The sequence below is a fragment of the Pseudomonas costantinii genome (genome assembly GCF_001870435.1).
GTDB lineage: Bacteria > Pseudomonadota > Gammaproteobacteria > Pseudomonadales > Pseudomonadaceae > Aquipseudomonas > Aquipseudomonas costantinii.
In genome coordinates, this window is sequence record NZ_MDDR01000003.1 from 1 (window position 1) to 25,882 (window position 25,882).

Annotated in this window: 23 protein-coding genes; 12 read left to right on the top strand and 11 right to left on the bottom strand. The window is 60.7% G+C overall.

Annotated elements, in window-relative coordinates:
* Positions 1–17: 17 nt before the first annotated feature.
* Complete coding sequence (gene desA / locus BFL40_RS00100) at positions 18–1,202, bottom strand: delta-9 fatty acid desaturase DesA (RefSeq protein WP_071482496.1); 1,185 nt, start codon at positions 1,200–1,202, stop codon at positions 18–20.
* 166 nt (positions 1,203–1,368) lie between these two features.
* Between desA and dibA the strand changes: the two genes are divergently transcribed.
* The 6 genes from dibA (at position 1,369) to BFL40_RS00130 (ending at position 7,621) form a co-directional block, all read left to right on the top strand.
* Positions 1,369–3,282, top strand: a complete 1,914-nt coding sequence (gene dibA, locus BFL40_RS00105; protein WP_071482497.1) for a phosphodiesterase DibA — start codon at positions 1,369–1,371, stop codon at positions 3,280–3,282.
* Positions 3,283–3,582: 300 nt separating this feature from the next.
* Positions 3,583–3,765, top strand: coding sequence for a sulfur starvation response protein OscA (gene oscA, locus BFL40_RS00110; RefSeq protein WP_010565387.1), 183 nt, complete (start codon positions 3,583–3,585; stop codon positions 3,763–3,765).
* 79 nt (positions 3,766–3,844) lie between these two features.
* Complete coding sequence (locus BFL40_RS00115) at positions 3,845–4,855, top strand: sulfate ABC transporter substrate-binding protein (RefSeq protein ID WP_016975030.1); 1,011 nt, start codon at positions 3,845–3,847, stop codon at positions 4,853–4,855.
* Positions 4,856–4,932: 77 nt separating this feature from the next.
* The gene (gene cysT / locus BFL40_RS00120) at positions 4,933–5,751 is read left to right on the top strand and encodes a sulfate ABC transporter permease subunit CysT (protein ID WP_071482498.1); all 819 of its coding nucleotides are present in this window, start codon (positions 4,933–4,935) and stop codon (positions 5,749–5,751) included.
* Positions 5,752–5,764: 13 nt separating this feature from the next.
* Positions 5,765–6,637, top strand: a complete 873-nt coding sequence (cysW, locus tag BFL40_RS00125; RefSeq protein ID WP_071482499.1) for a sulfate ABC transporter permease subunit CysW — start codon at positions 5,765–5,767, stop codon at positions 6,635–6,637.
* A 3-nt stretch (positions 6,638–6,640) separates the two neighbouring features.
* The gene (locus tag BFL40_RS00130; RefSeq protein WP_071482500.1) at positions 6,641–7,621 is read left to right on the top strand and encodes a sulfate/molybdate ABC transporter ATP-binding protein; all 981 of its coding nucleotides are present in this window, start codon (positions 6,641–6,643) and stop codon (positions 7,619–7,621) included.
* A gap of 53 nt (positions 7,622–7,674) precedes the next feature.
* Here the strand turns inward: BFL40_RS00130 and BFL40_RS00135 are convergent, their stop codons facing one another.
* Entirely contained in the window at positions 7,675–8,241 is a 567-nt protein-coding gene (locus tag BFL40_RS00135) for an Mpo1 family 2-hydroxy fatty acid dioxygenase (RefSeq protein WP_071482501.1), read from the bottom strand.
* Between the two features lie 83 nt (positions 8,242–8,324).
* On the opposite strand from BFL40_RS00135, the gene BFL40_RS00140 reads away from it, so the two are divergent.
* Together BFL40_RS00140 and BFL40_RS00145 are read left to right on the top strand one after the other, a co-directional pair.
* Complete coding sequence (locus BFL40_RS00140) at positions 8,325–9,011, top strand: Crp/Fnr family transcriptional regulator (RefSeq protein ID WP_071482502.1); 687 nt, start codon at positions 8,325–8,327, stop codon at positions 9,009–9,011.
* A gap of 38 nt (positions 9,012–9,049) precedes the next feature.
* Complete coding sequence (locus tag BFL40_RS00145; RefSeq protein WP_071482503.1) at positions 9,050–9,415, top strand: response regulator; 366 nt, start codon at positions 9,050–9,052, stop codon at positions 9,413–9,415.
* An 88-nt stretch (positions 9,416–9,503) separates the two neighbouring features.
* Here the strand turns inward: BFL40_RS00145 and BFL40_RS00150 are convergent, their stop codons facing one another.
* Positions 9,504–10,508 (bottom strand): AraC family transcriptional regulator, encoded by a 1,005-nt coding sequence (locus BFL40_RS00150; RefSeq protein ID WP_071482504.1) that lies wholly within the window; start codon positions 10,506–10,508, stop codon positions 9,504–9,506.
* A 100-nt stretch (positions 10,509–10,608) separates the two neighbouring features.
* Here BFL40_RS00150 and BFL40_RS00155 point away from each other — a divergent pair, with 100 nt between their 5' ends.
* Positions 10,609–11,688, top strand: a complete 1,080-nt coding sequence (locus BFL40_RS00155) for a fatty acid desaturase (protein ID WP_071482505.1) — start codon at positions 10,609–10,611, stop codon at positions 11,686–11,688.
* On the opposite strand, the gene BFL40_RS00160 is transcribed toward BFL40_RS00155, so the two are convergent.
* The 3 genes from BFL40_RS00160 to BFL40_RS00170 are packed head-to-tail and all read right to left on the bottom strand — an operon-like array spanning position 11,660 to position 15,711.
* The gene (locus tag BFL40_RS00160; protein WP_071482506.1) at positions 11,660–13,270 is read right to left on the bottom strand and encodes an arylsulfatase; all 1,611 of its coding nucleotides are present in this window, start codon (positions 13,268–13,270) and stop codon (positions 11,660–11,662) included. The genes BFL40_RS00155 and BFL40_RS00160 overlap by 29 nt on opposite strands.
* A gap of 30 nt (positions 13,271–13,300) precedes the next feature.
* A complete protein-coding gene (locus tag BFL40_RS00165; RefSeq protein WP_071482507.1) occupies positions 13,301–14,116 on the bottom strand; it encodes an ABC transporter ATP-binding protein in 816 nt (271 codons plus the stop codon).
* Positions 14,113–15,711: an ABC transporter permease gene (locus tag BFL40_RS00170; RefSeq protein ID WP_071482508.1), complete on the bottom strand. Its 1,599-nt coding sequence runs from the start codon at positions 15,709–15,711 to the stop codon at positions 14,113–14,115. The genes BFL40_RS00165 and BFL40_RS00170 overlap by 4 nt, the downstream gene beginning before the upstream one ends.
* Before the next feature lie 288 nt (positions 15,712–15,999).
* Between BFL40_RS00170 and BFL40_RS00175 the strand changes: the two genes are divergently transcribed.
* Positions 16,000–17,001 carry an ABC transporter substrate-binding protein gene (locus BFL40_RS00175; RefSeq protein ID WP_071482509.1) on the top strand — a complete coding sequence of 334 codons (1,002 nt, stop codon included), beginning with the start codon at positions 16,000–16,002 and terminating at the stop codon, positions 16,999–17,001.
* A 57-nt stretch (positions 17,002–17,058) separates the two neighbouring features.
* Here BFL40_RS00175 and BFL40_RS00180 read toward each other — a convergent pair whose 3' ends face one another.
* Positions 17,059–17,979 carry a LysR family transcriptional regulator gene (locus tag BFL40_RS00180; RefSeq protein WP_071482510.1) on the bottom strand — a complete coding sequence of 307 codons (921 nt, stop codon included), beginning with the start codon at positions 17,977–17,979 and terminating at the stop codon, positions 17,059–17,061.
* A 182-nt stretch (positions 17,980–18,161) separates the two neighbouring features.
* On the opposite strand from BFL40_RS00180, the gene BFL40_RS00185 reads away from it, so the two are divergent.
* Positions 18,162–19,067 (top strand): TauD/TfdA dioxygenase family protein, encoded by a 906-nt coding sequence (locus BFL40_RS00185; protein ID WP_071482511.1) that lies wholly within the window; start codon positions 18,162–18,164, stop codon positions 19,065–19,067.
* Between the two features lie 25 nt (positions 19,068–19,092).
* Here BFL40_RS00185 and BFL40_RS00190 read toward each other — a convergent pair whose 3' ends face one another.
* Complete coding sequence (locus tag BFL40_RS00190; RefSeq protein ID WP_071482512.1) at positions 19,093–20,700, bottom strand: alkaline phosphatase family protein; 1,608 nt, start codon at positions 20,698–20,700, stop codon at positions 19,093–19,095.
* Between the two features lie 125 nt (positions 20,701–20,825).
* A complete protein-coding gene (locus tag BFL40_RS00195; protein WP_071482513.1) occupies positions 20,826–21,770 on the bottom strand; it encodes a LysR family transcriptional regulator in 945 nt (314 codons plus the stop codon).
* Between the two features lie 155 nt (positions 21,771–21,925).
* Here BFL40_RS00195 and BFL40_RS00200 point away from each other — a divergent pair, with 155 nt between their 5' ends.
* Entirely contained in the window at positions 21,926–24,241 is a 2,316-nt protein-coding gene (locus tag BFL40_RS00200; RefSeq protein WP_071482514.1) for a TonB-dependent receptor, read from the top strand.
* Here the strand turns inward: BFL40_RS00200 and BFL40_RS00205 are convergent.
* Positions 24,238–25,410, bottom strand: a complete 1,173-nt coding sequence (locus BFL40_RS00205) for a CynX/NimT family MFS transporter (RefSeq protein ID WP_071482515.1) — start codon at positions 25,408–25,410, stop codon at positions 24,238–24,240. The genes BFL40_RS00200 and BFL40_RS00205 overlap by 4 nt on opposite strands.
* Positions 25,397–25,858: a nucleoside deaminase gene (locus BFL40_RS00210; RefSeq protein WP_071482516.1), complete on the bottom strand. Its 462-nt coding sequence runs from the start codon at positions 25,856–25,858 to the stop codon at positions 25,397–25,399. Before BFL40_RS00210 ends, BFL40_RS00205 begins: the two co-directional genes overlap by 14 nt.
* Between the last annotated feature and the right edge of the window lie 24 nt (positions 25,859–25,882).

The following is a 25,882-nucleotide window of genomic DNA, read 5'->3' on the forward strand; positions in this document are numbered from 1 at the left end:
GGCGAGCGGGCACCCAGTCAGACCGCCGCGGGACGCAGTGAGTAGGTTTTCAATTGGTGGGCAAAATCGCGCAGGGACTGGATACCGCTGGCTTCGGCCTCGTGCACCCATTCCTTGATCGCGGCCAACATATCGTGGCCATTGGAGCTGGTCTTGAGCCAGATCTGTTGCAGCGCCAGACGCTTCTCGTAGATCACTTTCAGCGATTGGCTGTGTTCCAGCATGCTCTGGATACGCACATGGTGGCGGTCATCCAGCAAACTGGTTTCACGCGACAGCAGGCGCTTGGCACGGCGGAACTGGTGGCGTACCGAATGATCGACTTTCTCCAGCTCCTGCTTGACCAGCGGGCCGATGACCAACTTGCGGTACTGGGCCATGATCTGGAAGCGGTTGTTGAGAATCGCCATGGCGGTGTCCATGTCCAGATGGCCCTTGCCCTCCACGCGGTGGGCAATAGGCGCGACGCGCTGCACCTTGGCCAGGCGCAGGAAGCTGAACACCTTGATCCACGCCCAACCCAGGTCGAACTCCCATTTTTTCACCGACAGCTTGGCCGAGTTGGGGTAGGTGTGGTGGTTATTGTGCAGCTCTTCGCCGCCGACGATGATGCCCCACGGCACCAGGTTGGTCGCTGCGTCACGGCATTCGAAGTTGCGATAGCCCACGGCATGGCCCAGGCCGTTGATCACGCCGGCAGCCCAGAAGGGAATCCACATCATCTGGATCGCCCAGATGGTGATGCCGATGGTGCCGAACAGCAGCAGGTCGATCACGCCCATGATCGCCACGCCCAGCAGCGGGTAGGGCGTGTAGATTTTGCGTTCGATCCAGTCGTCCGGGCAGTTCTTGCCGTAGATACGCAGGGTCTCGGGGTTTTCCGCCTCGGCACGGTACAGCTCGGCACCTTTGCGCAGCACGGTGGACAGACCTTTAATGACCGGGCTGTGCGGGTCGTCGACGGTTTCGCATTTGGCGTGGTGTTTGCGGTGGATGGCGGTCCACTCGCGGGTGTTCTGCGCCGTGGTCAGCCACAGCCAGAAGCGGAAGAAGTGTTTCAGGCCGGCGTTAAGCTCCAGGGAGCGGTGGGCTGAATAACGGTGCAGATAGACGGTGACCCCAACGATGGTCACGTGGGTCATCAACAGCGTGACTGCCACCAGTTGCCAGGCTGACAGGTCAAGAAAACCGTTGTACCACATAGGCTGTATGGCCCTCAGATAAAGAAAAAAACAGCTCACGCATTATCACTAAGCCCACAGATAAAACCAGCCACCCTTTCAGATAGGAGTGACTGGATGTTTCTTATTCTATAATCCGCAGCCTTTGTAGGGCGATGCTGTTTTTTTGGTAAGGATTACTGACCATATGCTGTTTTCATACCGAGGTGCCCTACGTACGGGGCTGGTATACCTGCTGGTTTCCATTGTGTGGCTCCAGCTCAGCAACCAACTATTGATCAACTTTCTCGATGAGCCGCAGGAGTTAGGGCACTGGCTGCAGATACGCGGCTATGTTTGGGTGGCCCTCAGCGCGCTGGCTATTTATCTGATGTGCGCCCGTTTTGCTCGTGCCCATCAACTGCAACAACCCTTGAAAGAAAACCGCGAGCGCCTGCAACAGGCTGCTGCCGTGTTTGATTGCACCCGCGAAGGGGTGCTGGTCACCGACGCCCAGGGGCTGATCGTGCACGTCAACCGGGCGTTTATGGAGATCACCGGCTATCGCCGCGAAGACGTCATCGGGGAGCGGCCAAGTCTGTTCAAATCAGGGCGCCATTCGTCGAATTTTTACCAGCAAATGTTTCAGACCCTGGGAAGCACGGGTGAATGGAGCGGCGAAATCTGGAACCGACGCAAAAGCGGTGAAATTTATCCACAGTGGCAAACCATCCGCGTGATCCACGATGATCAAGGCAACGTCAGCCATTACGTCGCGGTGTTTTCCGATATCAGCGCCATCAAGGATTCCGAGCACGAGCTGGCGCATCTCGCTCACCACGACCCGCTGACCGACCTGCCCAACCGCCTGTTGTTCACCGACCGCGCCGAGCAGGCACTGGCCTCGGCGCAAGCGCACAAACGCGGCTGCGCTTTGCTGTTGCTGGACTTGGATCACTTCAAAATCATCAACGACAGCCTCGGTCATAACGTCGGCGACCAGTTGCTCAAGGTAGTCGGCGAGCGGCTCAAAGGCCTGTTCGGCTCCGGAGTGACCCTGGCACGCCTGGGTGGGGACGAATTCGCGGTGCTGGCGGAAAGTTGTCCACAAGTGGTGCAGGCGGCCGCACTGGCACAACGCATTCTTGATGCAATGAAGCAGCCGTTCATTTTTGACGGCCATCAACTGTTTATCAGCGTCAGCGTTGGTATCAGCCTGTTCCCCAGCGACGCCCTGAGCGCCGAGCAACTGCTGCGCAACGCGGATTCCGCGCTATTCAAGGCCAAGAGCGCCGGTCGTGAAGGCTATGCGTTGTACACCGAAGAGCTGACGGCTCACGCCCAGAACCGCGTGGAAATCGCCGGTGAACTGCGTCGTGCCCTCGATCAGCAAGAGCTGCGCGTCTATTACCAACCCGTGCATGACCTGCAAGGCAGCCGCCTGATTGGCGTCGAAGCGCTGGTGCGCTGGCAACACCCGGGGCGCGGTCTGGTGCCGCCTGGCGAATTTATCCCCATCGCTGAGCGCACCGGGCTGATTGCCGACATCGACGCCTGGGTCATGGATCAGGCCTGCCGCCAGATGTGCCAATGGCTGGCTGACGGTGTGCCACTGAGCTTTATTGCCGTTAATGTCTCCAGCCGTTTGTTTGCCCGGCGCGAGCTGTACGAGCAAGTCGCCCAAGTGCTGCACGCTACCGGCCTTGATCCGGCCTTCCTTGAACTGGAGGTCACCGAAAGCGCGGTGATGCACGACCCCGAAGTGGCCCTTGAGCAGATGCACCGCCTACGTGAGCTTGGCATACGCCTGGCCATCGACGACTTCGGCACCGGCTATTCCTCGCTGCTGCGCCTCAAGCGCTTGCCGGTACAGAAGCTCAAGATTGACCAGGGCTTTGTCGCCGGGTTGCCGTGGGATGAGGATGACGCGGCTATCGTGCGTGTAGTGATTGCTCTGGCCAAAAGCATGGGCATGCAGGTGCAAGCAGAAGGCATTGAGCAGATGGACCAGGCGCGGTTCCTGTTGGATCAGGAGTGCGATATGGGGCAGGGGTATTGGTTTGGGCGGCCGATGCCGGCTCAGGAGATTGATTGGGCGAGGGCGCCCGCCATCCGAATTTGAAATGCGCTCAAAATGTGGGAGCGGGCTTGCCCGCGATGAGGGACTTTCAGTCGAAATATACAGTGCCTGACACACCGCCATCGCGGGCAAGCCCAGCTCCCACAGGGTTCAGCAGTGACCATGTATCAGTATTTTCACGCTGAAACCCCTCGCAACCCCACGTCCTGCCAGAAAATTCTTTCTGGTTATATAAACATTCTTAAATAGTATTTTTAAGAATATCCCCGCTTATCTACTATCGCCCTCACGCCACAAGCAGTGCCGCCACTGCGAGGCACTATTCATTTCAGGAGCGAGACCATGAGCGCATCTCTACGTAGCGTCGACGGCCAGGACGAAGCAGCTATTTTGCGTGAGATCCAGAGCGCCTTGCGCGATCTGCGGTTTGGCGCGGTGGAAATCACTGTGCACAACGCCCAAGTGGTTCAGATCGAACGCAAAGAAAAATTCCGTTTGCAGAACCCAGGTAACAAACCGGCTTAAGCACCACCGGCGATTCGCATGCTAGCTAGACCCGCAACTATAAGAAAAAGCCAACACCCAAGAATTTCAGGAGCCTTCTATGTCGTCGATTCGCCGTTACGCCCTGGCTGCACTGGCCAGTGCCGTGTTTGCCGGTTCCGCCGTTGCCAAGGACTACGAGTTGCTCAACGTCTCGTACGACCCTACCCGTGAGCTGTACCAGGACTACAACGCTGAGTTCACCAACTTCTGGAAACAGTCGCACCCAGGTGACAACGTCAAGATCCAGCAATCCCACGGTGGTTCGGGCAAACAAGGCCGGGCGGTGATCGACGGCCTGCGCGCCGACGTAGTGACCCTGGCCCTGGCCGGCGACATCGACGAAATCGCCAAGTTGGGTAAGACCTTGCCGGAAAACTGGCAAACCCGTCTGCCGGACGCCAGCACCCCGTACACCTCGACCATCGTGTTCCTGGTGCGCAAGGGCAACCCTAAAGGCATCAAGGATTGGGGCGATCTGATCAAGAAAGACGTCTCGGTGATTACCCCGAACCCGAAAACCTCCGGCGGTGCACGCTGGAACTTCCTCGCCGCCTGGGCCTACGGCCTGAAAGCCGGTGGCAGCGAAGCCAAGGCCCAGGAATACGTGAAAGAGCTGTTCAAACACGTGCCTGTGCTGGACACCGGTGCTCGCGGCTCGACCATCACCTTCGTCAACAACGGTCAAGGTGACGTGTTGCTGGCTTGGGAAAACGAAGCCTTTCTGGCCCTGAAAGAAGATGGCGGCGCTGACAAGTTCGACATCGTCGTGCCTTCCCTGTCGATCCTGGCCGAGCCGCCGGTGGCCGTGGTCGACAAGAACGCCGAGAAAAAGGGCAACACCGAGATCGCGACTGAATACCTGAAACACCTGTACAGCCCGGCTGGCCAGGAGATTGCGGCGAAGAACTTCTACCGCCCACGCGATGCAAAAGTTGCCGCCAAATACGCTCAGCAGTTCCCGAAACTGGACCTGGTGACTATCGACAAAGACTTCGGCGGCTGGAAAACTGCCCAACCGAAATTCTTCAATGACGGTGGCGTGTTCGACCAGATCTACACGGCGCAGTAAGCCGTGAACTAAGCAGCCCACAGAGCCCGCATTCACCTGCGGGCTTTGCGTGTCCGTTCCGCTAACCAAGGACTCTTATGTCGCGTCGTATTTCCCCCGTCATACCCGGCTTCGGGCTGACGCTGGGCTACACCGTGGTGTACCTCAGCCTGATCGTACTCATCCCCCTCGCGGCGATGTTTGTACATGCCGCTCAACTCACCTGGGAACAGTTCTGGGCCATCATTTCCGCCCCGCGCGTGCTGGCGGCGTTGAAACTGAGCTTCGGCACGGCGTTGTACGCCGCGATCATCAACGGTGTGATCGGCACGCTGCTGGCCTGGGTGCTGGTGCGCTATACCTTCCCCGGCCGCAAGATCATCGATGCGATGATCGACTTGCCGTTCGCGCTGCCCACCGCCGTCGCCGGTATCGCGCTGACCGCGTTGTACACACCCAACGGTCTGGTCGGCCAGTTTGCTGCGGACTTGGGCTTCAAGATCGCCTACACCCCGTTGGGCATCACCCTGGCACTGACCTTCGTCACGCTGCCATTCGTGGTGCGCACGGTGCAGCCGGTACTGGCCGATATCCCCCGGGAAATCGAAGAAGCCGCTGCCTGCCTGGGCGCCAAGCCGTTGCAGGTATTCCGCTACATCCTCGTCCCCGCGTTGCTACCCGCCTGGCTGACCGGCTTTGCGCTGGCCTTCGCCCGCGGTGTCGGCGAGTATGGTTCGGTGATTTTCATCGCCGGCAACATGCCGATGAAAACCGAGATCCTGCCGCTGCTGATCATGGTCAAACTCGACCAGTACGACTACCGCGGCGCCACCTCTATCGGCGTGCTGATGCTGGTGGTTTCCTTTGTCCTGCTGCTGCTGATCAACTTGTTGCAGCGGCGCATCGAACGTCCATAAGGAGGCGCGGAACATGTCCCAATCGTCTATTTCCGCCGCGTCCTCGGCCAACGCTGCCCGTCGTGGCAGCGCGGTGTCCCGACGCATCCTGATCAGCCTTGGCTGGCTGGTGTTCGCGCTGTTCCTGCTACTGCCGCTGCTGATCGTGGTGACCCAGGGCTTGAAGAATGGCCTCGGCGCGTTCTTCACGGCGATCCTCGAACCCGACGCGCTGTCGGCGCTGAAACTCACGGTGATCGCCGTGGCGATTTCAGTGCCGCTCAACGTGGTGTTCGGGGTCAGCGCCGCCTGGTGCGTGAGCAAGTACTCGTTCCGTGGCAAGAGCATCCTGGTGACGCTGATCGACCTGCCGTTCTCGGTATCGCCAGTGATCGCAGGTTTGGTCTATGTGCTGATGTTCGGCGCCCAGGGTTTCTTCGGCCCATGGCTGCAAGCGCATGACATCCAGATCGTGTTCGCCTTGCCCGGCATCGTGCTGGCGACCATCTTCGTCACCGTGCCCTTCGTAGCCCGTGAGCTGATCCCGCTGATGCAGGAACAGGGCACCCAGGAAGAAGAGGCAGCGCGCCTGCTGGGCGCCAATGGCTGGCAGATGTTCTGGCATGTGACCGTGCCGAACATCAAATGGGGCCTGATCTACGGCGTGGTGTTGTGTACTGCACGGGCGATGGGTGAGTTCGGCGCGGTGTCGGTGGTGTCCGGCCACATTCGCGGCGTGACCAATACCCTGCCGCTGCACGTCGAGATTCTCTACAACGAATACAACCACGTTGCCGCGTTTGCGGTGGCGAGTCTGTTGCTGATCCTGGCGCTCTTCATCCTGCTGCTCAAGCAGTGGAGCGAGAACCGTATAAATCGCCTGCGCGCCGGTGCGGCTGAGGAATAAGTCATGTCGATCGAAGTCCGTAATGTCAGCAAGAATTTCAACGCCTTCAAGGCCCTGAACAGCATCAATCTGGATATCCAGAGTGGCGAGCTGGTGGCGTTGCTCGGCCCGTCCGGCTGCGGCAAGACCACCTTGCTGCGCATCATCGCCGGCCTGGAAACCCCGGATGCCGGCAGCATCGTGTTCCACGGTGAAGACGTGTCCGGCCACGACGTGCGTGATCGCAACGTCGGTTTTGTGTTCCAGCACTACGCGCTGTTCCGCCACATGACCGTGTTCGACAACGTCGCCTTCGGCCTGCGCATGAAGCCGAAAAACCAGCGCCCGACTGAAAGCCAGATCGCGAGCAAGGTTCACGAACTGCTGAACATGGTGCAATTGGATTGGCTGTCCGATCGCTACCCGGAGCAACTCTCCGGTGGCCAGCGCCAGCGTATCGCGCTGGCCCGTGCACTGGCGGTAGAACCAAAAGTGTTGCTGCTGGACGAACCGTTCGGCGCCCTCGACGCCAAGGTGCGTAAAGAGCTGCGCCGCTGGCTGGCGCGCCTGCACGAAGACATCAACCTGACCTCGGTGTTCGTGACTCACGACCAGGAAGAGGCCATGGAAGTCGCCGACCGTATCGTGGTGATGAACAAGGGTGTGATCGAGCAGATCGGCTCACCGGGTGAAGTCTACGAAAACCCGGCCAGCGACTTTGTTTACCACTTCCTCGGTGATTCGAACCGTCTGCACCTGGGTGAAGACAACCACGTGTTGTTCCGTCCGCATGAAGTGTCGCTGTCGCGCCATGAACTGGAAGATCACCATGCGGCTGAGGTGCGGGATATCCGCCCACTCGGTGCAACGACTCGGGTGACCTTGAAGGTCGAAGGCCAAAGCGAGCTGATCGAAGCCGAAGTGGTGAAAGACCACGACAGCCTGACCGGCCTGGCCCGTGGCGAGACCCTGTTCTTCAAACCCAAGGTGTGGCAAAAAGCCTGACATAAAGATCGTTCCCACGCTCCGCGTGGGAACGCCTCTTGTGACGCTCTGCGTCACGCTTTGGGACGCGGAGCGTCCTGGGCTGCATGCCCACGCAGAGCGTGGGAACGATCAACCCGGCGAGCCGCCGGCCCGGACCGCGCCTCAATTTGCTGTTTCAAATCCCCCCGCAACCCCACCAGAAACGCCAACTCAGCCACCACAAACAGCGGCCCGACGATAAGCCCCGACACGTCATCCACAAACGCCGGCTTTTTACCTTCGTAGTAGTGCCCGACAAACTGAATCACCCAGCCCACCACAAACATCCCGATGCCGCTGCTGAGCCACACCATTGTGCTTTGCGCCGCCAGCACATGCCCCGCCCATACCGACAAGCCCATCAGCACCGTCATCAGCACGCCCAGCGCCAGTTCCAGGCGCAGGTAAAACCACGCCGAAAACAGCGCCAAAATCACTGCCGGCGAGAGCCAGAGCCCGCCCACCGCCCATTCGGGGCGTGATAGCAGCACCGCCACGGCCACCACAATCAGCGGGATGCCGATAAAGTGGCTGGCAATATTGCGCGGGTCGCGGTGGTAGGCGGCGTATTGACTGAGGTGGTCGACGAGGCTTTTCATTGTTGTTCCTCCTGTAGGATGTTTGATCATGCCCTGTCAGCCTGCGACTGACTGTCAGCTGGGCGACAATCTTCGGAGTTCTCATGGACGCAGAGAAATGGCACCCACAGCTGGCCACCGGTCATTGGTTCAGCCACCTGCCTGTAGCGTTTCAGAATAGCTTGCTGGCCCAGGCCCGGCTGCGGCAGCTGACGGCGGGGCAATACCTGTTCAAACGCGGCGACCCGCCCTGTGGCTTGTATGCGGTGCTCGACGGCAGCCTGCGCATCAGCGCGGTGAATGAGCACGGCAAGGAAGCGATATTGAGCCTGGTGGAGTTGCCTTACTGGTTCGGCGAAATTTGCCTGTTCGACGGCTTACCGCGTACCCATGACGCCTGCGCCGTGGGGTCGTGCACGCTGTTGCAGGTGCCGCAGCAGGCACTGCTGAGCATTCTCGATGAAACCCCGCAGTATTGGCGCGACCTGGCGTTGCTGATGAGCCAGAAACTGCGCCTGAGCTTTATCAACATCGAGCAACTGAGCCTGATGCCTGCGTCGGTTCGATTGGCCCATCGGTTATTGATGATCGTTGAAGGCTATGGCGACATCGAACACTCGCGCCGCGTGCTGCAACTGCCCCAGGAAGACCTGGCGGCGATGTTGAGCCTGTCGCGCCAGACTGCCAATGCGTTGCTCAAGGACCTGCAAGCTCAAGGCGTCGTGCGTTTGGGCTATGGCGAGATTGAGATTCTCGACATACAGCGGCTGCGTGAGGCGGCGCACACCTGAGAGTGTTAGCCTGCATGCCTGATTAATCGAGGTGTGTTATGCGCGTGCTGTTAGTGGAACATGAATCCGACGAGGCGCTGCGGATGGCCCAAGGCTTGAACGAGGCCAGCTACACCGTGGAAGTCGCGGCCAATGGCATGGCGGCGTTGCGCTTTGTTGAAAGCACCGAGTACGACCTGGTGATCCTGGATGTGATGCTGCCCGGGTTGAATGCCTGGAAGTTGCAGCAGGCGATTCGGTTGAAGGGTGAAACGCCGGTGTTGTTCTTGACCACGCCGGGCGGGATTGAGGACCGCTTGCGCGGGTTGGAGCTGCATGAGGATGATTATTTGCTCAAGCCGTTTGAGGCCAAGGCATTAGTGGCACGGGTTAAGAAATTATTGCGGCGCGATCGTGCGCGCTGATTGATTTGGCGCCATCGCAGGCAAGCCAGCTCCCACATTTGAGCCGGGCTTGCCCGCGATATGGCCCTCATAACCACCACAAATCCATCTATCGCAACCCATCCCGAAATTGCCCTGGCGTGATCCCCGTCCACCGCTTGAATGCCCGATTAAAACTGCTGGTATCGGCAAACCCCAGCAAATGACTGACTTCGGCCAACGAACACTGTGGGTCTCGCAGGTGCAACAACGCCAAATTCTCCCGGCACTCATTAAGCAACGCATCAAACCGACACCCTTCATCCGCCAGATGCCGCTGCAAGCTGCGCAGGCTCAGGTGCAGCGCCTGGGCAACCCGTTCGGCACTCGGCTCGCCATCCGGCAGTTGCGCCTCAATGACCCTGCGCACCTTGCGCTCCCAGGTCAGCGGTTGCAGTTGGGCGAGGGTGCGCTTGAGCACGGTTTCATTGTGTTCGGCCAACTCCGGGTTGGCGTCATCCAGATGGCTGTCGAAGTCATGGGCCGCAAATTCCAGCCGATCTTCTTGGGCACCAAAAAACACCGGCGCACGAAACACGCTGTGCCATGGCTTGGGATCAGCCGGTTCCGGCCGCTGCAAGTACACCGCCAGCGGCGCATAGTCGCGGCCTAGACGGTTGCGGCAGGTGCGCACGTAGATCGCCGCAAACGCATCGATGGCCTCTCGCGCCGGCGCCGGGCTCCCCGTGGGTTGCAGCAGGCGAAAACGATAGCGCTCGCCGTCTCGACTAAGCTCCAGCGTCAGGGCATCGCTGACCACCTGGTGATAGCGCACGATGCGCTCGAACACTTCGCGCAAACTGCCGCTGGCCACTAGGGCATAGCCCAGCGCATGAAAGGTGGTGGGGCTGACAAACCGCGACACTCGCAAACCAATCGCCGGATCGCCGCTGGCCTGTACCGCCAGCTCCCACAGGCGCGTGGTAGCGGACAACGGGTAGCGCGCGTTGGGGTCGTCCATCAGTTGCGGGTCGAGCCCGGCCTGGGCGCACAGCGCCGCGCTGTCGAGGTCCAGGGCGTCGAGCTGTTTGCGCAAGGCGCGGGTCCAGCTGGCGAGGGAGGTGGGTTCAGTCATGGCGATTGGCGCTTGCGGTCAACAGGTTGGCGTCCGGAGCTAGCGTCCTGCCGGATCGCTTGGGGCAGGATAGACACATCAATAACCAGAGGATGGAAGCATGGACGGTACTTCTGCAAGTCCCCAACAGATGAACGCGCAACAACGTTCAGCGCAAATCCGTGAAGTGGTGCTGGCCGAAGGCGTCAGGTTGCGCCAGCAACACCCCTGGCTGCTGCATCAGGACGCGCTGGGCGCGGGCATCCTGGCGTTTGCGTTAGTCGGCATGCTCGGCTCGGCGGCCCTCTACATCACCGGGCATATGGCGTGGTGGGCCTGCCTGTTGCTCAACGCCTTCCTCGCCTCGCTGACCCACGAATTGGAACACGACCTGATCCACAGCATGTACTTTCGCAAACAGCGCGTGCCGCACAACCTGATGATGGGGCTGGTGTGGCTGGCGAGGCCGAGCACCATCAACCCGTGGATACGTCGCCATTTGCACCTTAACCATCACAAGGTTTCCGGCACCGAGACCGATATGGAAGAGCGCGCCATCACCAACGGTGAGCCCTGGGGCTTCGCGCGTTTGCTGATGGTGGGCGATAACGTGATGTCGGCGTTTATTCGCATGCTGCGCGCCAAGACCTGGAACCACAAACTCAAGATTCTCAAGCGCTCGCTGCTGGTGTATGCGCCGCTGGCGTTGCTGCATTGGGGCGCGTGGTATGTGTTTCTCGGCTTCCATGCGGCGAATGGCATCGCCAGCCTGATGGGCACGCCGATTGAATGGTCCGCCGGCACCTTACAGATGATGCAGGTGATCGATATCGCCGCCGTGGTGATCATCGGCCCCAACGTGCTGCGCACCTTTTGCCTGCACTTTGTCAGCTCCAACATGCACTACTACGGCGATGTGGAGCTGGGCAATGTGATCCAGCAAACCCAGGTGCTCAACCCGTGGTGGATGTGGCCGTTGCAAGCGTTCTGCTTCAACTTCGGCAGCACCCACGGCATCCACCATTTTGTGGTGAAGGAGCCGTTTTACATCCGGCAGATGACGGCCAAGGTGGCGCACAAAGTGATGGCGCAGATGGGTGTGCGCTTCAATGATTTCGGCACGTTCGCCCGGGCCAATCGACTTGAGCGCCAGGAGCGCCCCGACGCCCAGCTCAATCCGGCTGAAACGGCGATGCGCTGAGTATCACGCCGGTTTCGTCCACGTACTGCTGCCAGTGGCCGATCAACGTCGCCAGTTTGTCCGGGTGGCTCAAGGCCAAGTCATGGATCTCTCCCGGATCTTGGCCCAAGTCATACAGCTGCCAAGTCGCCGGCCCCACAGGGCCGGGGATGTACACGGCTTTCCACTGACCCTGGCGAATCGCGCGGCGGCCGAACAGCTCCCAGCCGGTGACGGTGTGCTCGTCGTGCACCTCGGCGGTTTCGCCGGACAAGAAGCCCAGCCACGACTTACCCCGCAACGGTGCCACCGGCTTGCCGCGCCACTGTTTCCCAGGGTGGCGCACACCGGCCAAATCCAGAATAGTCGGCGTGATATCCATCACCGTGCCAAACCCGTGACTGATGCGACCCTTGAGCGACAGCCGGGGGTAGTGCACCAGCGCTGGCACGCGAATTCCGCCCTCAGTGGTAAACGCCTTGAACAGCCGTGACGGCGCGGTCGCCACCTGCGCCCACGACGGGCCATACCAGACGTAGGAGTTGGCGCGCCCGATGTTCTCCAGGCGGTTGTCGTAATGCTGGTTCAGGTAGGTCAGCAGTTCTGGCCCGAACTTGGGGAAAGCTTCCAGCAGCGCACCTTCCGCGCCGTTGTCGGACATGAACACAATGAAGGTGTTATCCAGTTGCCCCTGCTTGCGCAGGTACTCCACCACCCGACCGATGTTCCAGTCCATGCGCTCGACCATCGCCGCATACACTTCCATCGCCCGCGCCGACACTTGGCGCTGTTCGTCACTCAAGGCGGCCCATTGGGTGTTCAGTTCGATCAGCGGATGCGGCTCCACATCGGCGTCGATCAGCCCCAGTGCCTTGAGTTTTTCCAGGCGCTCCAGGCGCAGCACTTCGGGGCCTGCGTCGTAGCGGCCACGGTATTTATCGACGATGTCCGCGGGGGCCTGCAACGGCCAATGCGGCGCGGAAAACGGCAAGTAGGCGAAGAACGGCCGCGCCTGGTCGCGCTCCTTGAGGTACTGCAGCAGCTTGTCGCCAAACGCATCCGATGAGTAGAAACCCTCTGGCAGTTGCTCGACGAAGGTGTCGTCCTCGATGTACAGCGCCGGGGTGGACTTGAGCAGGCCGGGCGTCGTGTCATCGTAGGTCGGCTCGAAACCATAGTGGTTGGCCGCCCCCGGCAACAGCGAGAACGAACGCTCGAAGCCACGGGCATGCGGCGCCAGTTCGGCGGTCAGGCCCAGGTGCCATTTGCCGCTCATCAAGGTCTGGTAACCGGCCTCGCGCAGCAGTTCCGGCAGGGCTACCACCTTATCGTTGAGGTAGCCCTCGTAACCGGGTTTGCCGATCAGCTCCGGGGTCAGTGCCTCGGCCATGGTGCCGATACCGGCGATATGGTGGTCGGTGCCGGTCAGCAGCATTGAGCGGGTGGGTGAGCAGGTGGGTGCGGTGTGAAAGTCGGTCAGGCGCAGGCCGTTCAGCGCCAGGGCGTCGAGGTGCGGCGTGGAGATTTCCCCGCCAAACGCGCCGAGGTCGGAGAAACCCATGTCATCGGCCAGGATCACAAGGAAATTGGGACGTTGCGGCATTAAGGCACTCCTTTTCTGGCAGGCGGTTTTTTAGCAGGCAATGAAGGCCAGCGGCAGGTCGCGGATCTGCTCGCGCAGCGGCGGCTGGTAGTGGTCGTCGCTGATCAGTTCGTGCAGCAGTTCTTCGCGCAATTGGTGGAATTCGAAACTGCTGCGCTGGCGCGGATGGGGTAGGGCGATGTCCACCACTTGCTTGATCCGCCCGGGGCGGGGCTCCATCACCACCACACGGTCGGCGAGGAAAATCGCCTCTTCCACATCGTGGGTCACCAGCACCGTGGTGATCTTGGCGCGAGCGCGGATTGCCAACAGTTCGTCCTGCATCTGTTGGCGGGTCAATGCATCGAGGGCGCCGAACGGCTCGTCCAACAACAGAATGCGTGGGCTCGCCACCAAACCACGGGCAATCGCCACCCGTTGCGCCATGCCGCCGGACAGTTGATGCGGATAAGCGCGGGTGAAGTCAGTGAGGCCTACCAGCTCGATAAAATCGCTGATGCGCCGGTTGCGCTCGGCTTCGCTTAGCGGCTCGTTGACCAGGCCCAGGCCGATGTTCTCCGCCACCGTCAGCCAGGGGAACAAACGGTGTTCCTGGAACACAATGCCACGCTCGCCACCGATGCCGCTGACGGCTTTGCCGTCGACTTGGATCTCGCCGCGAAACTGCGTATCAAGGCCCACCAGCAGACGCAGCAGGGTGGATTTACCGCAACCGCTGGAGCCGACGATAGCGACAAATTCGCCCTCGGCAATCTCCAGGTTGAATTCACGAATGGCCTCCAGTTCGAAGCCGTCGACATCGAAGGTCTTGCCCACATGGTTGAAGCTGACGATAGGTGCGTTCATGCGTGTCTCCAGCGGGTGGCGCGGGTTTCGATGCGTTGGCCGATAAGGTTGAGGGCTGCGCCGGTAAGGCCGACCAAGAGCATGCCGCTCATGATCAGGTCCATGCGCAGCAGTTGTTGGGCGCCGATCATCAGGCTGCCGATACCGCCGTTGGACGGCATGAAATATTCCGCGCCGATGGTGCCCAGCCAGGCATAGATCAGGCTCAGGCGCAGGCCGGCGAAAATGCCCGCTGCGGCGCCTGGCAACACCAGTCGCCGTAGCCGTTGGAACAGGTTCAGGCGCAGCACTTGCGCCGCCTCGCGCAGCTGCGGCGACAGGTTCAGCACGCTGCGTTGGGTGGCGATAAACAACGGGAAGAAGGCGGCGAGGGCGATAAACACCCATTTAGCCAATTCGCCCAGGCCAAACCAGGCGGTGAGCAACGGCACCCAGGCAAAAATCGCGATCTGGCGCAGCGCGGCCAGGGTCGGGCCGAGTACCCGCTCACTGCGCCGCGACAGCCCCAGCCACAGCCCCATGACGAAGCCCAAGCCGCCGCCCAGAATCAACCCACCCAAGGTGCGCCCGAGGCTTTTGCCAAGGGCGCCGCAAAGGCTGCCATCCAAGACGCCCGCTGCGGTGGTTTGCAGCACCGCCCACGGGCTGACCAGAATGTTCGGGTCGACCCAACCGTGGTGTGTCGCTGTTTGCCACAGCGCGAACAACAGCAGCGGTGGCAACCACGGTTGCAGGTGCTGCCAGCCTTGATAGCGCGGGCCGCGACGAATCTGCGCGGTGGCCGGGTGCGGCCAGTGCACCCATTTGCGGTCCAGCCAGCCGATGCCGCGATCCATCACCACACCCAGTACGCCGATGACCACGATGCACACGAAAACGATATCGAGCATGAACAACTGCCGCGCCCACACCATCAGGTAGCCGATGCCTTCGCTGGAGGCCAGCAACTCCACCGCCAGCAACGACGTCCATCCGGCTGCCAGCGCCAGGCGCACCCCGGCCATGAATGCCGGCAGCGCGGCGGGCAGGATCAGGCGGCGAATCAAAAGGTGAGTGGGCAGGCGCAGCACGCGTGCGGCTTCACGCAAATTGGGCTGGGCGTCGCGCACGCCCACCAGGGTATGCAGGGTGACCGGCACCACAATCGCCTTCACCAGCACTACCAGTTTCAAGGTTTCGCCAATGCCGAAAAACACCATGAACAGCGGGATCCAGGCCAGGGTCGGCACTTGCGACAGCGCGCTGAACGTCGGGAATATCAGGCGCTCGGCCCGTGCACTGAAACCCAACAGAGCACCGAGTAAAGCCCCGGCGCCGATACCGGCCAGCAACCCCCAGAACAAGCGTTGCAAGCTGATCGCCAGGTGGCTCCACAACTCGCCGCCAGCCAACTCCACCGCGCTGCTCCATACCAGCGACGGCGGCGGCAGAATCTGTTCGCTCATCCAATGATTGCGACTGGCCAGCCACCACAGCGCAAACAGCGCCAGCGGCAGCAGCCACGGCAGTAGGCGCTCGCCCAGCTTCGGCCAGCGCGGCGCAGTGCCGTTGGAGGGGGCCGCGAGAGGTAGGCTCAAAAGTGAAATTCGGGCCATGGAGGACCTCCGTTGTCGCCGAGGGCGTTATGTGATTTTGATCTTATAAAAACGTAATCAAGATGATTGAGGGATAAGAAAAGTCATTTAAAGCCGCAGCTCAATGCGCATCCAATGCATTCGGAGAATATTTTCGATGCTGTTTATGCATAGCCCTCTGGAGCCTGCGTTTTAGCTCGCATAGTCCAAAAAGCTATTAAATTGTGAATTTATAGTATTTAAAGTTTTGACTCGGTTGTGCCTACTTTCTGCTCCCCAGGCGACCCTCGCCCACAAGGAGCTGCGCTTATGAAACTGCCCTTCAAACGTCTGATCACCCTGTTCGCGGGCACCGCCCTGGCCGGGTTGGTACACGCTGCCGACCTCAAGGAAATCCGGATTGCCGTGCCCGATCTCAGCGCGGGCAGTCAGCACAGCGGCGGCGGTATAACGGACGTGTTGCGCCAACAGCAGATCTTTGAGAAAGCCTTCGCCGATCAGGGCATCAAGATCCAGTGGAATTACTTCAAGGGCGCAGGCCCGGTGATCAATGAAGCCTTCGCCAATGGCCAGGTGGACCTAGCCTATCTTGGCGATCTGGCGGCGATCATCGGCCGCTCCAATGGCCTGGATACTCGCTTGCTCAGTGCCACGGCACGCGACGTGAAACAGTACCTCGGTGTGGTGCCGGGTTCCGGTATCAAGACGTTGCAAGACCTCAAGGGCAAACGCGTTGCGGTGTTTCGTGGCACGGCCAGCCAGTTGTCATTCGACAGCGCGTTGGCCAGCCAGGGCTTGAGTGAGAAAGACCTGAAAGTTATCAACCTGGACTTCAACGCTGCCGGTGCCGCGCTGGCCGCCAAGCAGATTGATGCCACCTGGGGCGGTGCGAACTTGAGTGCATTGCAAGCCAAGGGCTTGGCTGAGCTGCCGCTGACCACCAAGGATCTCGGAGGAGCGGGCAGCATCCAGGCGGTGCTGGTGGGCAGCGCCAAATTTGTCGATGAGCATCCCGAGGTCATCACCCAACTGCTCAAGGCCCAACAGCAGGCTGTGCAATGGCTGACCGATGACAACAACAAGCAGGCTTACATCGAGTTGGTGTCGGGACTGGCGAGTTATCCACCGGTGATCCTGAGCAGTGATTTGAAAAACGAGAAACTCAGCGAGATTTTTCCATCGACTCTGGACCCGGTGTTCCTTGGAAAATTGCAGGATGCGGTGGATTTGGCTTCGAAAGAAAAGCTGATTCGCAAGTCGTTTCAGGTGAGTGATTGGGTGGCGCCGAATCTGGCGGCTGCCGGGCTCTAAGGTTTTTGGCGACCCGATCATTCCCACGCTCTGCGTGGGAATGATCAATGAGGTCCTTTAAACCGCCACACTAACCTCCTGGCGGTCCACCTCCACCAACGTCTCAATCATCGCCTTCGCCGCCGGCGACAAGCGTGAGCCGGTGCGGCTGACAATCCCGCACCGCGCACTCATGGTCTCCAAGTTCTGCGGCAGGTTGCGCCAGTGCAGCAGCACCAGCGCGCCCCTGGCGATGTCTTCGGCAAATGCTTCTTCGGTGCCTACGCCGATCGCGTTCGACTGCAACACGATCTTCACCAATGCCGGAAAATGCTCGGTCTGAATACTCGGCGAAAAATCCATGCGCCCGCTGAGGTTCGCCAACAGTTTGCGAATGCCCTGGGAGATCAGCGGCGACGCCAGCGGGTAGTCAAACATGTCGTTGGTCGACAGGCTGTCCTTGGCCAGCAACGGGTGCCCTGGGCGGCAGAAAAACACCCCGCGCTTGGGCGTCAGCGCACGGGTCTGGAAGTTCGGATCGTTTTCGAACTGGCGAATGTCGGCGATAAAAAATTCGATCTCTTCACGGCTCAGGGCGCGGCTGAGTTTTTCCCAGTTATCCACCTGGAAACTGGTGCGGATTTTCGGGTGGGCGCTGATAAAGCGCGCCACCGCATCCGGCACCAGTTTTACCGCAGGCGCCGGGCCGGTACCAAAGCGCAGGTCGCCGGCGTCGAGTTTGGTCATGCGCGTGACTTCACTGCTCAGCAAGGCGGCGCCATGTACCAGGCTCAGGGCGTGTTGCAGCACCACCTGGCCCTCGGGCGTGGGGCGCAAATCCTTGTTGCCGCGGTCGACCAGCACGCAACCGAACTCTTGCTCCAGCCCCTGGATGCTGCGGCTGAACGCGGGTTGCGTGATGCCCATCGCGTCCGCCGCGCGGACAAAACTGCGGTGTTCGTTGAGGGCGATGAAGTACCGCAGTTGGCGAAGATCCATATGCTTTCCCGGCATCTGAAAAATAGGTCGAAGGCATTTGCGACCGAGGGAGCTGAGGTTTTAAATGCAAGCTCTTATTCCGTCAACGAAGCATTTGTTCACTTGCTAGACCTAAATTGCATATGAATAGAGCGTTGCTGGAAAGCGTCCCCATCATCAGCAGGCACCAGAGGGTCATCACAATGAGCAACGCCGCATTAGCTGTTCAACCCATCGCCCAAGCGCTGGACATCCACCCGGTTGCCGGCCGCATCGGCGCCGAGATCCGTGGCATCAAACTGTCCGGTGACCTGGATGCCGCCACCGTCGAGGCCATCCAGCAGGCGCTGGTGCAGTACAAAGTGATCTTCTTTCGTGAGCAAACCCACCTCGATGACCAGCGCCAGGAAGCCTTTGCTCACCTGCTCGGCGAGCCGATTGCCCACCCGACGGTACCGGTGCGTGACGGCACGCGATTCCTGTTGGAGCTCGATGGCACCCGTGGCCAGCGTGCCAACTCGTGGCACACCGACGTGACCTTCGTCGACGCCTACCCGAAAGCCTCGATCTTGCGTTCGGTGCTGGCGCCCAAGTCCGGTGGTGACACGGTGTGGGCCAACACCGCCAGTGCCTACAACGACCTCAGCGCCGAGCTGCGAGTGTTGGCGGACAACCTGTGGGCGGTGCACAGCAACGAATACGACTACGCCGGACGCAAGCCGGATGTGTCGGCGGAAAAGCTTGAGGAGTACCGCAAAATATTTACCTCGACGGTGTACGAAACCGAGCACCCGGTGGTGCGTGTGCACCCGGTCAGCGGCGAGAAAACCTTGTTGCTGGGGCACTTCGTCAAGCGCCTGAAAGGCTACTCCCAGGCGGATTCGACACAGTTGTTCAACCTACTGCAAAGCCACGTTACCCGTCTGGAAAATACCGTGCGATGGCGCTGGAGCGCGGGCGATGTAGCGATTTGGGATAACCGCGCCACCCAGCACTACGCGGTGGACGACTACGGTACTCAGGAGCGCATCGTGCGTCGGGTCACGCTCAAGGGTGATGTGCCGGTGGGCGTGCAAGGGCAAACCAGCAAAACCACCAAAGGTCTTTAAGCGAGCACAGGTCCAAATGTGGTGTTTACCAGACGCCTATCTGCACCACTTTCTCCGCCTCCGGCTCACCATAACGAAACCGTTGGCCACGTAGATCGATTTCTGTGTGGCTGATGGTGGTGCGTCGCTTCAGCCCGCGCAACCATTCGAACAGATAACCCAGGTGGGTCTCGCGTACCTCGGCATACGCCGGATCGGTGCCCAGGTCGTGTAATTCCTGCGGGTCGTTTTCCAGGTCAAACAGTTGCGGTCGGAAGCCGTCATAGGCCAGGTATTTCCAGCGCTCGCTGCGCACCATGGTCATGCGGCAGCGGTCGATGGGTTGCTCCAGGCGCTCGCGGGCCGGGGCCTGGAAGGCGTAGTCGTATTCGGCGATGGCATAGTTGCGCCAGGGGGTGTGTTCACCGTGCAGCAGCGGGATCAGCGAGCGGCCTTCTAGGCGATGGTCGGCAGCGGGCAGGCCTAAGGCATCGAGGAAGGTCGGCAGGGCATCGATGGTTTCGACAAGACGCGCGTCCACTGTGCCACGGCTGATATCGGCGCTGGCGCGTGGGTCGCGCACGATCAATGGAACGCCCACGGCAGGCTCCAGCAGAAATTCTTTTTCGCCGAGGAAATGATCGCCGAGGAAGTCGCCGTGGTCGCTGGTGAACACGATCAGCGTGTCGTCCCAGCGGCCGTTGCTTTGCAGAAAGTCGAACAACTTCCCCAATTGATCGTCGATCTGTTTGATCAGGCCCATGTAGGTTGGAATTACCGTGAGCCGCACCTCGTCACGGGAAAAATTCAAACTCTCCTGATGCTGCCGGAACGCTTGGTACACCGGGTGGTCGCTGGCGTTTCCAGGTTGAATGGGCGCTTGGATGTGCTCTGCGCCATACAGCGCGTGATACGGCGCCGGTGCAATATAGGGCCAGTGCGGTTTGATGTAGGACAGGTGCAGGCACCACGGTTGCTCACCTTGCTCGTCGATAAAGTCGATGGCGCGGTCAGTGGTGTAGACGGTTTCCGAATGTTCTTGCGCCACGCGTGCGGGCAACCCGGCGTTGCGCATGTGCCAGCCGCTGAGCACTTCGCCGCCTTCGCCCTCTGCGGCGTTGGCCCATTCATGCCACGGGTTGGTGCCGCTGTAGCCTTGCTCGCGCAGGTAGTGGGTGTAGGGCGCGGACTCGCGTTTGTCGTCGAACAGCGGGCTGTCGGGATAGATGCCGTCGTGACGGAAATAGGCATCGAACCCGACTTCATTCAGCGGCTCGGCCTGGGCGCTGTCGGGGTCGATGTTCAAGCGCTGCAAGGCATCCAGATTCGGCGTGGCGTGAGTCTTGCCCACTAACGCAGTGCGGATGCCGTGGGGGCGCAGATAATCGCCAATCGTCAGCTCTTCCAGCGGCAGTGGTACTGCGTTCCACGCTACCTGGTGGCTGCTGACATAACGCCCGGTATACGCCGACATCCGCGACGGCCCGCAAATCGTGCCTTGGGTGTAGGCGCGGCTGAAACGCACACCGGCAGCGGCCAGCCGGTCGATATTCGGCGTGTGCAAATGGGCGTGGCCATAGCACGACAGGTAATCGCGGCGCAGTTGGTCGCACATGATGTACAGCACGTTGCGCACGGGTTTTGGTTGAGACATGGGGTTTCACCGAACGGAGGACAGGCAGCGTTTTTCGCCGCTCGGATGGGGTGCTGGCAAGTGCATTCGGGGACTGGGTTTTATGCAGTGAGTGCATGGGTGCGGCTGCCAGCGATAGCGCCAGGTCAAACAGCGACATTCTCCAGCGCGCACACATCCTCATCTTGCTCATCAATCTGTTTGATTTGCTCGATCATCGCCTCCGCCAACGGTGACAACCGATACCCCGCACGGCTGACGATGCCATAGCGGGTATACCGTTCCTCCAGGTCCTCAGCCAGCCCATCAATCTTCAAACACACCAGCTCACCCCTCGCCATGTGCAACACGTCACTGTTGGCGCTGACGATACCGATAGCGTCGGAGCGCAACACCACGCCCATCAGGCTATAGCCGTTTTCGCATTCCACATTCGGCAGGTAATCGGGGCGACCGCTGAGGTCGACGATGACCTTGCGCAGGTTCGGCGGGCGAATGGTCACGGCCAGCGGGTAACTCATCAGTTCGGCGGCGCTCACGCTGTCGCGCCCGGCCAACGGGTGACCGGCGCGGCAGCAAAAATACCAACGGCGCGCGCGCAGGCGGTGGGTGTGGTAGTCGGGGTTGGCTTCGAAGTGGCGGGTGTCGGCGACGAAGAATTCGAACTCTTCGCTCAGCAGGCGTTTGCTCAGGCTTTGCCAGTCATCCACCTGGAACTGTACGCGGGCCTTGGGGTAACGCCCGATAAAACTGCCGATGGCGCGGGGGATCAACCCGGCCGCCGGTGCCGGGCCACAGCCGAAGCGCAACTCACCCGCCTCCAGGCCATTGAACTGGCTGATCTCGTTGGCCAGTTGCTGCGCGCCGCTGACCAGACGCCGCGCATGTTCGAGCAGTACCTGGCCTTGTTTGGTCGGCGCCAGGTCCTTGCGCCCGCGATCTACCAGTTGGCAACCGGCGCTGTGTTCCAACGCCTGGATGCTGCGACTGAACGCCGATTGCGACAGGTTCACGGCCAACGCCGCCGCGACAAAACTGCGTTGTTCGGCGAGGGCGATGAAGTGGCGAAGCTGGCGCAAATCGATATGCATTTTTCACATCAAAAATATCGGGGAAATGCATTGGCTATGCATTAGGTCGACTCCTTATAAAGGCTATCTCTTATGCAGTAAATGTTCGTAAAAACATAAATAAATAACCTAAGGGAATATCGGTTGTTGGATATTTCCGGGTTCCGGAGCCGCTTATGAGTCTGTTGAAGTCCTTGCCCCTGGCCATGTTGGTGGCCGGTAGCACCAGTTGGTCGCCGACCCAGGCCGCCGAAACACCCGCGCCGGCAAGCAAGGGCGAAAATGCCAGCGGCCAGCTTGAGACGGTCACCGTGACCGCCCGGCGGCGTACCGAAAGCGCCCAGGAAGTGCCGACGCCCATGAGTGTGATCGGCGGCCAGGCGCTGGAGAGCCAGCGGATTTATCGGATTCAGGATTTGCAGCAACTGGTGCCCAGCGTCAACGTCGCCTATATGCATGCGCGTCAATCCAGCGTGTCGATTCGCGGCCTGGGCAACAACCCGGCCAGCGATGGCCTGGAAGGCAGCGTGGGGCTGTACATCGACAACGTGTACCTCGGGCGGCCGGGGATGGCGGTGTTTGACTTGATGGACATCGAGCAGCTTGAGGTGTTGCGGGGACCGCAAGGTACGTTGTTCGGCAAAAACACCACGGCGGGTGTGATCAATATCAGCACCCGCGCGCCGAGTTTTACCCCGGAGCGCAGCATCGAAACCTCGTTGGGCGAGGACGGTTATTTCCAGACCAAGGGCACCCTTTCCGGCCCACTTACAGAGGATTTGGCGGGGCGCTTCTCGGCCTATCGCACGCGCAGCGATGGCGACATCAAGAACGAATACGACGGCCATGATCTCAACGGCGGCTCACGCCAGGGCTTTCGTGGGCAACTGCTGTACAAGCCCAGCGAGACGTTCAACGCGCGCTGGATTGGTGACTACAACGAGGAAGATTCCAGCGCCGGCACCCGCGTGCTGTACAGCACCGGGCCGACCATCAACGGTACCAACCTCTATCAATCCCGGGCAGCGGCGGCGGGGGCGACATTGGTAGATGGCACCCAGCGCAAGGTCAACCTGGACAGCGACCAGCACGTCACTGTGTTCCAGGGCGGCACGTCGCTGGAGGCCAACTGGACCCTGCCAAGTGACTTCACCCTGACCTCGGTCAGCGCCTATCGCTGGTGGAATTTCACCCCACGCAACGATGACGGTCTCAACGTGCCGGCAGCCTACAACGCCGGCGTGTCGGTGGAAGATAAACAGTGGTCCCAGGAGTTCCGGTTGGCCTCGCCTACCGGTGGTTTCTTCGATTACGTGCTAGGTGCCTATTACTTCGGCAACTCGCTGGATAACAAATCCTTCGCCTATTACGGACCCAAGGCCGATATCTGGAACGGCACGCCCACCGGCGCGCTGAATAATGTGAGCAGCGTCGGCAACGGGCATATCCGCACCGACAGTTTTGCGCTGTTCGCCCAAGGCACTTGGCACCTGACCGAACGTCTGGATTTCACTGCCGGTTTGCGCGGCACCTATGAAGAGAAAAGCGCCTGGGTCACTCGCAATGCCCCGGTGGGTGGCGCGACAGTCACGGGCGCTGCGGCCACCGCGCGGCGTGGGCGTGCCGGTGCGTATGACTCGGGCGACCTCAATCAGTACAGCGCCACGCCGTCGGGGCTGCTGAACCTCAGCTATCACTTCAACGAAAACCTGCTGGGCTACGCGACCTTGTCCCACGGCGAAAAATCCGGCGGGGTCAACTTGGCGGTGGGGTCTGCGCCGACTGCCGGGGCCGACTCATTGCTGATCGGCACCGAGCGCGCCAATAACGCCGAACTCGGCTTCAAGAGCACGCTGTGGGACCGTCGCTTGCAGCTCAATGCCAACCTGTTCTGGACCCAGGTCAACGGCTACCAGACCAATGCCTACGACCAGGACAACCGTGTGCAGTACCTGACCAACGCCGGGTCGGTGCGCTCGCGTGGCGTTGAAGTGGAAAGCACCTTGGTGCCGATCAAGGGCCTGACGCTGAACCTCAACGGCTCGTTCAACGATGTGCGTTACCTGTCTTACAAGGATGCGCCGTGCCCGCCGGAAGTGAGCCTGCGTCCAGGTGCACCGGCGTCATGCGACCTGACGGGCCATCAAGTGGTCGGTGCGTCGAAGTGGATCGCCAACGCAAACGGTGAGTACAAGTGGAACCTGGATAACGGCTTAGAACCTTACGTGACCGCCAGCTATGCGTTCCGCTCCAAGGCCGTGGGCACGGTTGAGGATTCCAGCTACGGGCAGATTCCTGCCTACGCGGTGGTTAACCTGTCGACGGGCCTGCGCGGCAACTATCAACAGGGGCAGTGGGATGTGTCGTTGTGGCTGAAAAACGCCTTCGACAAAACCTACTACACCACCCTGTGGACCGCCTCGAATGGCGGCTATGAAGGCCTGCTGGGCACGCCCCGCACGTTGGGTGTGACAGGGCGTTACGACTTCTAACCGGGCACGGCGGCGGTGCGGTAGGTGGTCGGGCTGAATACTCGCGTCACCACCAGCATCGCCACCGCCGTCACCGTCAGCACTACCCAGGCGCTGGCGAAATTGCCGGTGAGTTCGCGCAGCCAGCCGGTCATCCACGGCGAAATCGCGTTGATCAAAAAGCCCACGCCTTGCACGAAGGCCGCCAGTTGCCCGGCTTGCCGAGGGTCGCGATGGTGGTCGAGGGTCAGCAGCAGGCTCAGGGCAAAACACGCGCCCAGGCCGAAGCCGGCCAATGCCACCCACAGATGCGGAAAGTGCAGCGGCGCCAGCAACAGGCCGAGGTAACCCACAGTCTGCGCCAGCAGGCTGATACCGAGCAGTGGGCGTCGGTCGATACCGCGTTGCGCCAGCACCGGCATCAACAGCGCAGCGATCACCTGGAAAATAGTCATGAACGCCAGCAACGACCCGCTGGGCAACACGCCCCAGCCCAGTTGCTGATAGTAGGCGGGTAGCCACGCCACCATGCTCATGTAGCCGCAATTCACCAGGCCGAAGTACAGCGCCAACAACCAGGCGCGGCGATTGCGCAGGCCCTTGAACGCGGGGATCACTGTGGCGCTCTTTGCCGCACCCAGCGGTAAAAAAACCCACAGCAACAACGCAGCTAACGCCGGTAGCAGCCAAATGCCCAACCCCGCCTGCCATTGCTGAAAATGCGTGGCTACCACGGGGCTGAGCAGCGCCGCTAATCCGCCCCCCGCCATCAACGACGCTGAGTACACGCCCATCGCCACCGGCACACGGTGATGAAATTCGCGCTTGATCATCGCCGGCACCAACGCCTGAATCAGCGCCACACCGGCACCGCCAAGCAATGCGGTGACCAGCAGCGTCGACGCCTGCCCCATCAGCCAGCGCGCCAGGCACGCCAGCAGAATCATCATCAAGCCCAGGGCGATGCCGCGCCGTTCGCCCAGTCGCGCTTCCACGCGTATGCCGACCAGCGCCACCAGGCCCATGCACACCACCGGCAGGCTGGTGAGCAGGGCGCTGCTTTGGAAGCTCAAGCCGGTGGCCTGGCGAATCTCGCCCAACAGTGGGCTGATGGAGCTGAGAAGCGGCCGCAGGTTCAGGCCGAGCACCACCAGCAGGCCCCAGCCGGCGAGGGATTTATTGAGGGTCATGCAGGGTTTTCCACTGGTGGTACAGGTGGGTCATGGCTGGGTCTGGCAGGTGCTGGCTTGGCAGGCGTTGCTCGTTCAGCGGCAAGCCGAGCTGTTGACCAATCGTCGCCGTCGACAGGCCGAAAGGCTCGGCCATTTCATTGCTGGCGGCAAACACCACCCGTTCTACGCCGCACAGGTACATGGCGCTCAGACACATCGGGCAGGGCTGGCCGCTGGCGTAGATCACGCAACCCTCCAGGCGCGCGCCGAGCTGTCGGCTCGCCGCGCGGATCGCCAATAACTCGGCGTGGGCGGTGGGGTCCTGGGTCAGGTGGATTTCATTCACGGCTTCCACCAGTACGTCGCCGTTGCGCGTCAGCACCGCGCCAAACGGCCGGCCACCTTGAGCCACGTTGGCGTGGGCCAGGGCGATAGCGCGTTGCAGATACTGTTGATCGTCGCTCATGAAAGTCCCTCTGGGCAGGATGGA

Coding starts and splice junctions, on each gene's coding strand:
- desA (WP_071482496.1), bottom strand. CDS start 1,202: ATGTGGTACAACGGTTTTCTTGACCTGTCAGCCTGGCAACTGGTGGCA.
- dibA (WP_071482497.1), top strand. CDS start 1,369: ATGCTGTTTTCATACCGAGGTGCCCTACGTACGGGGCTGGTATACCTG.
- oscA (WP_010565387.1), top strand. CDS start 3,583: ATGAGCGCATCTCTACGTAGCGTCGACGGCCAGGACGAAGCAGCTATT.
- BFL40_RS00115 (WP_016975030.1), top strand. CDS start 3,845: ATGTCGTCGATTCGCCGTTACGCCCTGGCTGCACTGGCCAGTGCCGTG.
- cysT (WP_071482498.1), top strand. CDS start 4,933: ATGTCGCGTCGTATTTCCCCCGTCATACCCGGCTTCGGGCTGACGCTG.
- cysW (WP_071482499.1), top strand. CDS start 5,765: ATGTCCCAATCGTCTATTTCCGCCGCGTCCTCGGCCAACGCTGCCCGT.
- BFL40_RS00130 (WP_071482500.1), top strand. CDS start 6,641: ATGTCGATCGAAGTCCGTAATGTCAGCAAGAATTTCAACGCCTTCAAG.
- BFL40_RS00135 (WP_071482501.1), bottom strand. CDS start 8,241: ATGAAAAGCCTCGTCGACCACCTCAGTCAATACGCCGCCTACCACCGC.
- BFL40_RS00140 (WP_071482502.1), top strand. CDS start 8,325: ATGGACGCAGAGAAATGGCACCCACAGCTGGCCACCGGTCATTGGTTC.
- BFL40_RS00145 (WP_071482503.1), top strand. CDS start 9,050: ATGCGCGTGCTGTTAGTGGAACATGAATCCGACGAGGCGCTGCGGATG.
- BFL40_RS00150 (WP_071482504.1), bottom strand. CDS start 10,508: ATGACTGAACCCACCTCCCTCGCCAGCTGGACCCGCGCCTTGCGCAAA.
- BFL40_RS00155 (WP_071482505.1), top strand. CDS start 10,609: ATGGACGGTACTTCTGCAAGTCCCCAACAGATGAACGCGCAACAACGT.
- BFL40_RS00160 (WP_071482506.1), bottom strand. CDS start 13,270: ATGCCGCAACGTCCCAATTTCCTTGTGATCCTGGCCGATGACATGGGT.
- BFL40_RS00165 (WP_071482507.1), bottom strand. CDS start 14,116: ATGAACGCACCTATCGTCAGCTTCAACCATGTGGGCAAGACCTTCGAT.
- BFL40_RS00170 (WP_071482508.1), bottom strand. CDS start 15,711: ATGGCCCGAATTTCACTTTTGAGCCTACCTCTCGCGGCCCCCTCCAAC.
- BFL40_RS00175 (WP_071482509.1), top strand. CDS start 16,000: ATGAAACTGCCCTTCAAACGTCTGATCACCCTGTTCGCGGGCACCGCC.
- BFL40_RS00180 (WP_071482510.1), bottom strand. CDS start 17,979: ATGGATCTTCGCCAACTGCGGTACTTCATCGCCCTCAACGAACACCGC.
- BFL40_RS00185 (WP_071482511.1), top strand. CDS start 18,162: ATGAGCAACGCCGCATTAGCTGTTCAACCCATCGCCCAAGCGCTGGAC.
- BFL40_RS00190 (WP_071482512.1), bottom strand. CDS start 20,700: ATGTCTCAACCAAAACCCGTGCGCAACGTGCTGTACATCATGTGCGAC.
- BFL40_RS00195 (WP_071482513.1), bottom strand. CDS start 21,770: ATGCATATCGATTTGCGCCAGCTTCGCCACTTCATCGCCCTCGCCGAA.
- BFL40_RS00200 (WP_071482514.1), top strand. CDS start 21,926: ATGAGTCTGTTGAAGTCCTTGCCCCTGGCCATGTTGGTGGCCGGTAGC.
- BFL40_RS00205 (WP_071482515.1), bottom strand. CDS start 25,410: ATGACCCTCAATAAATCCCTCGCCGGCTGGGGCCTGCTGGTGGTGCTC.
- BFL40_RS00210 (WP_071482516.1), bottom strand. CDS start 25,858: ATGAGCGACGATCAACAGTATCTGCAACGCGCTATCGCCCTGGCCCAC.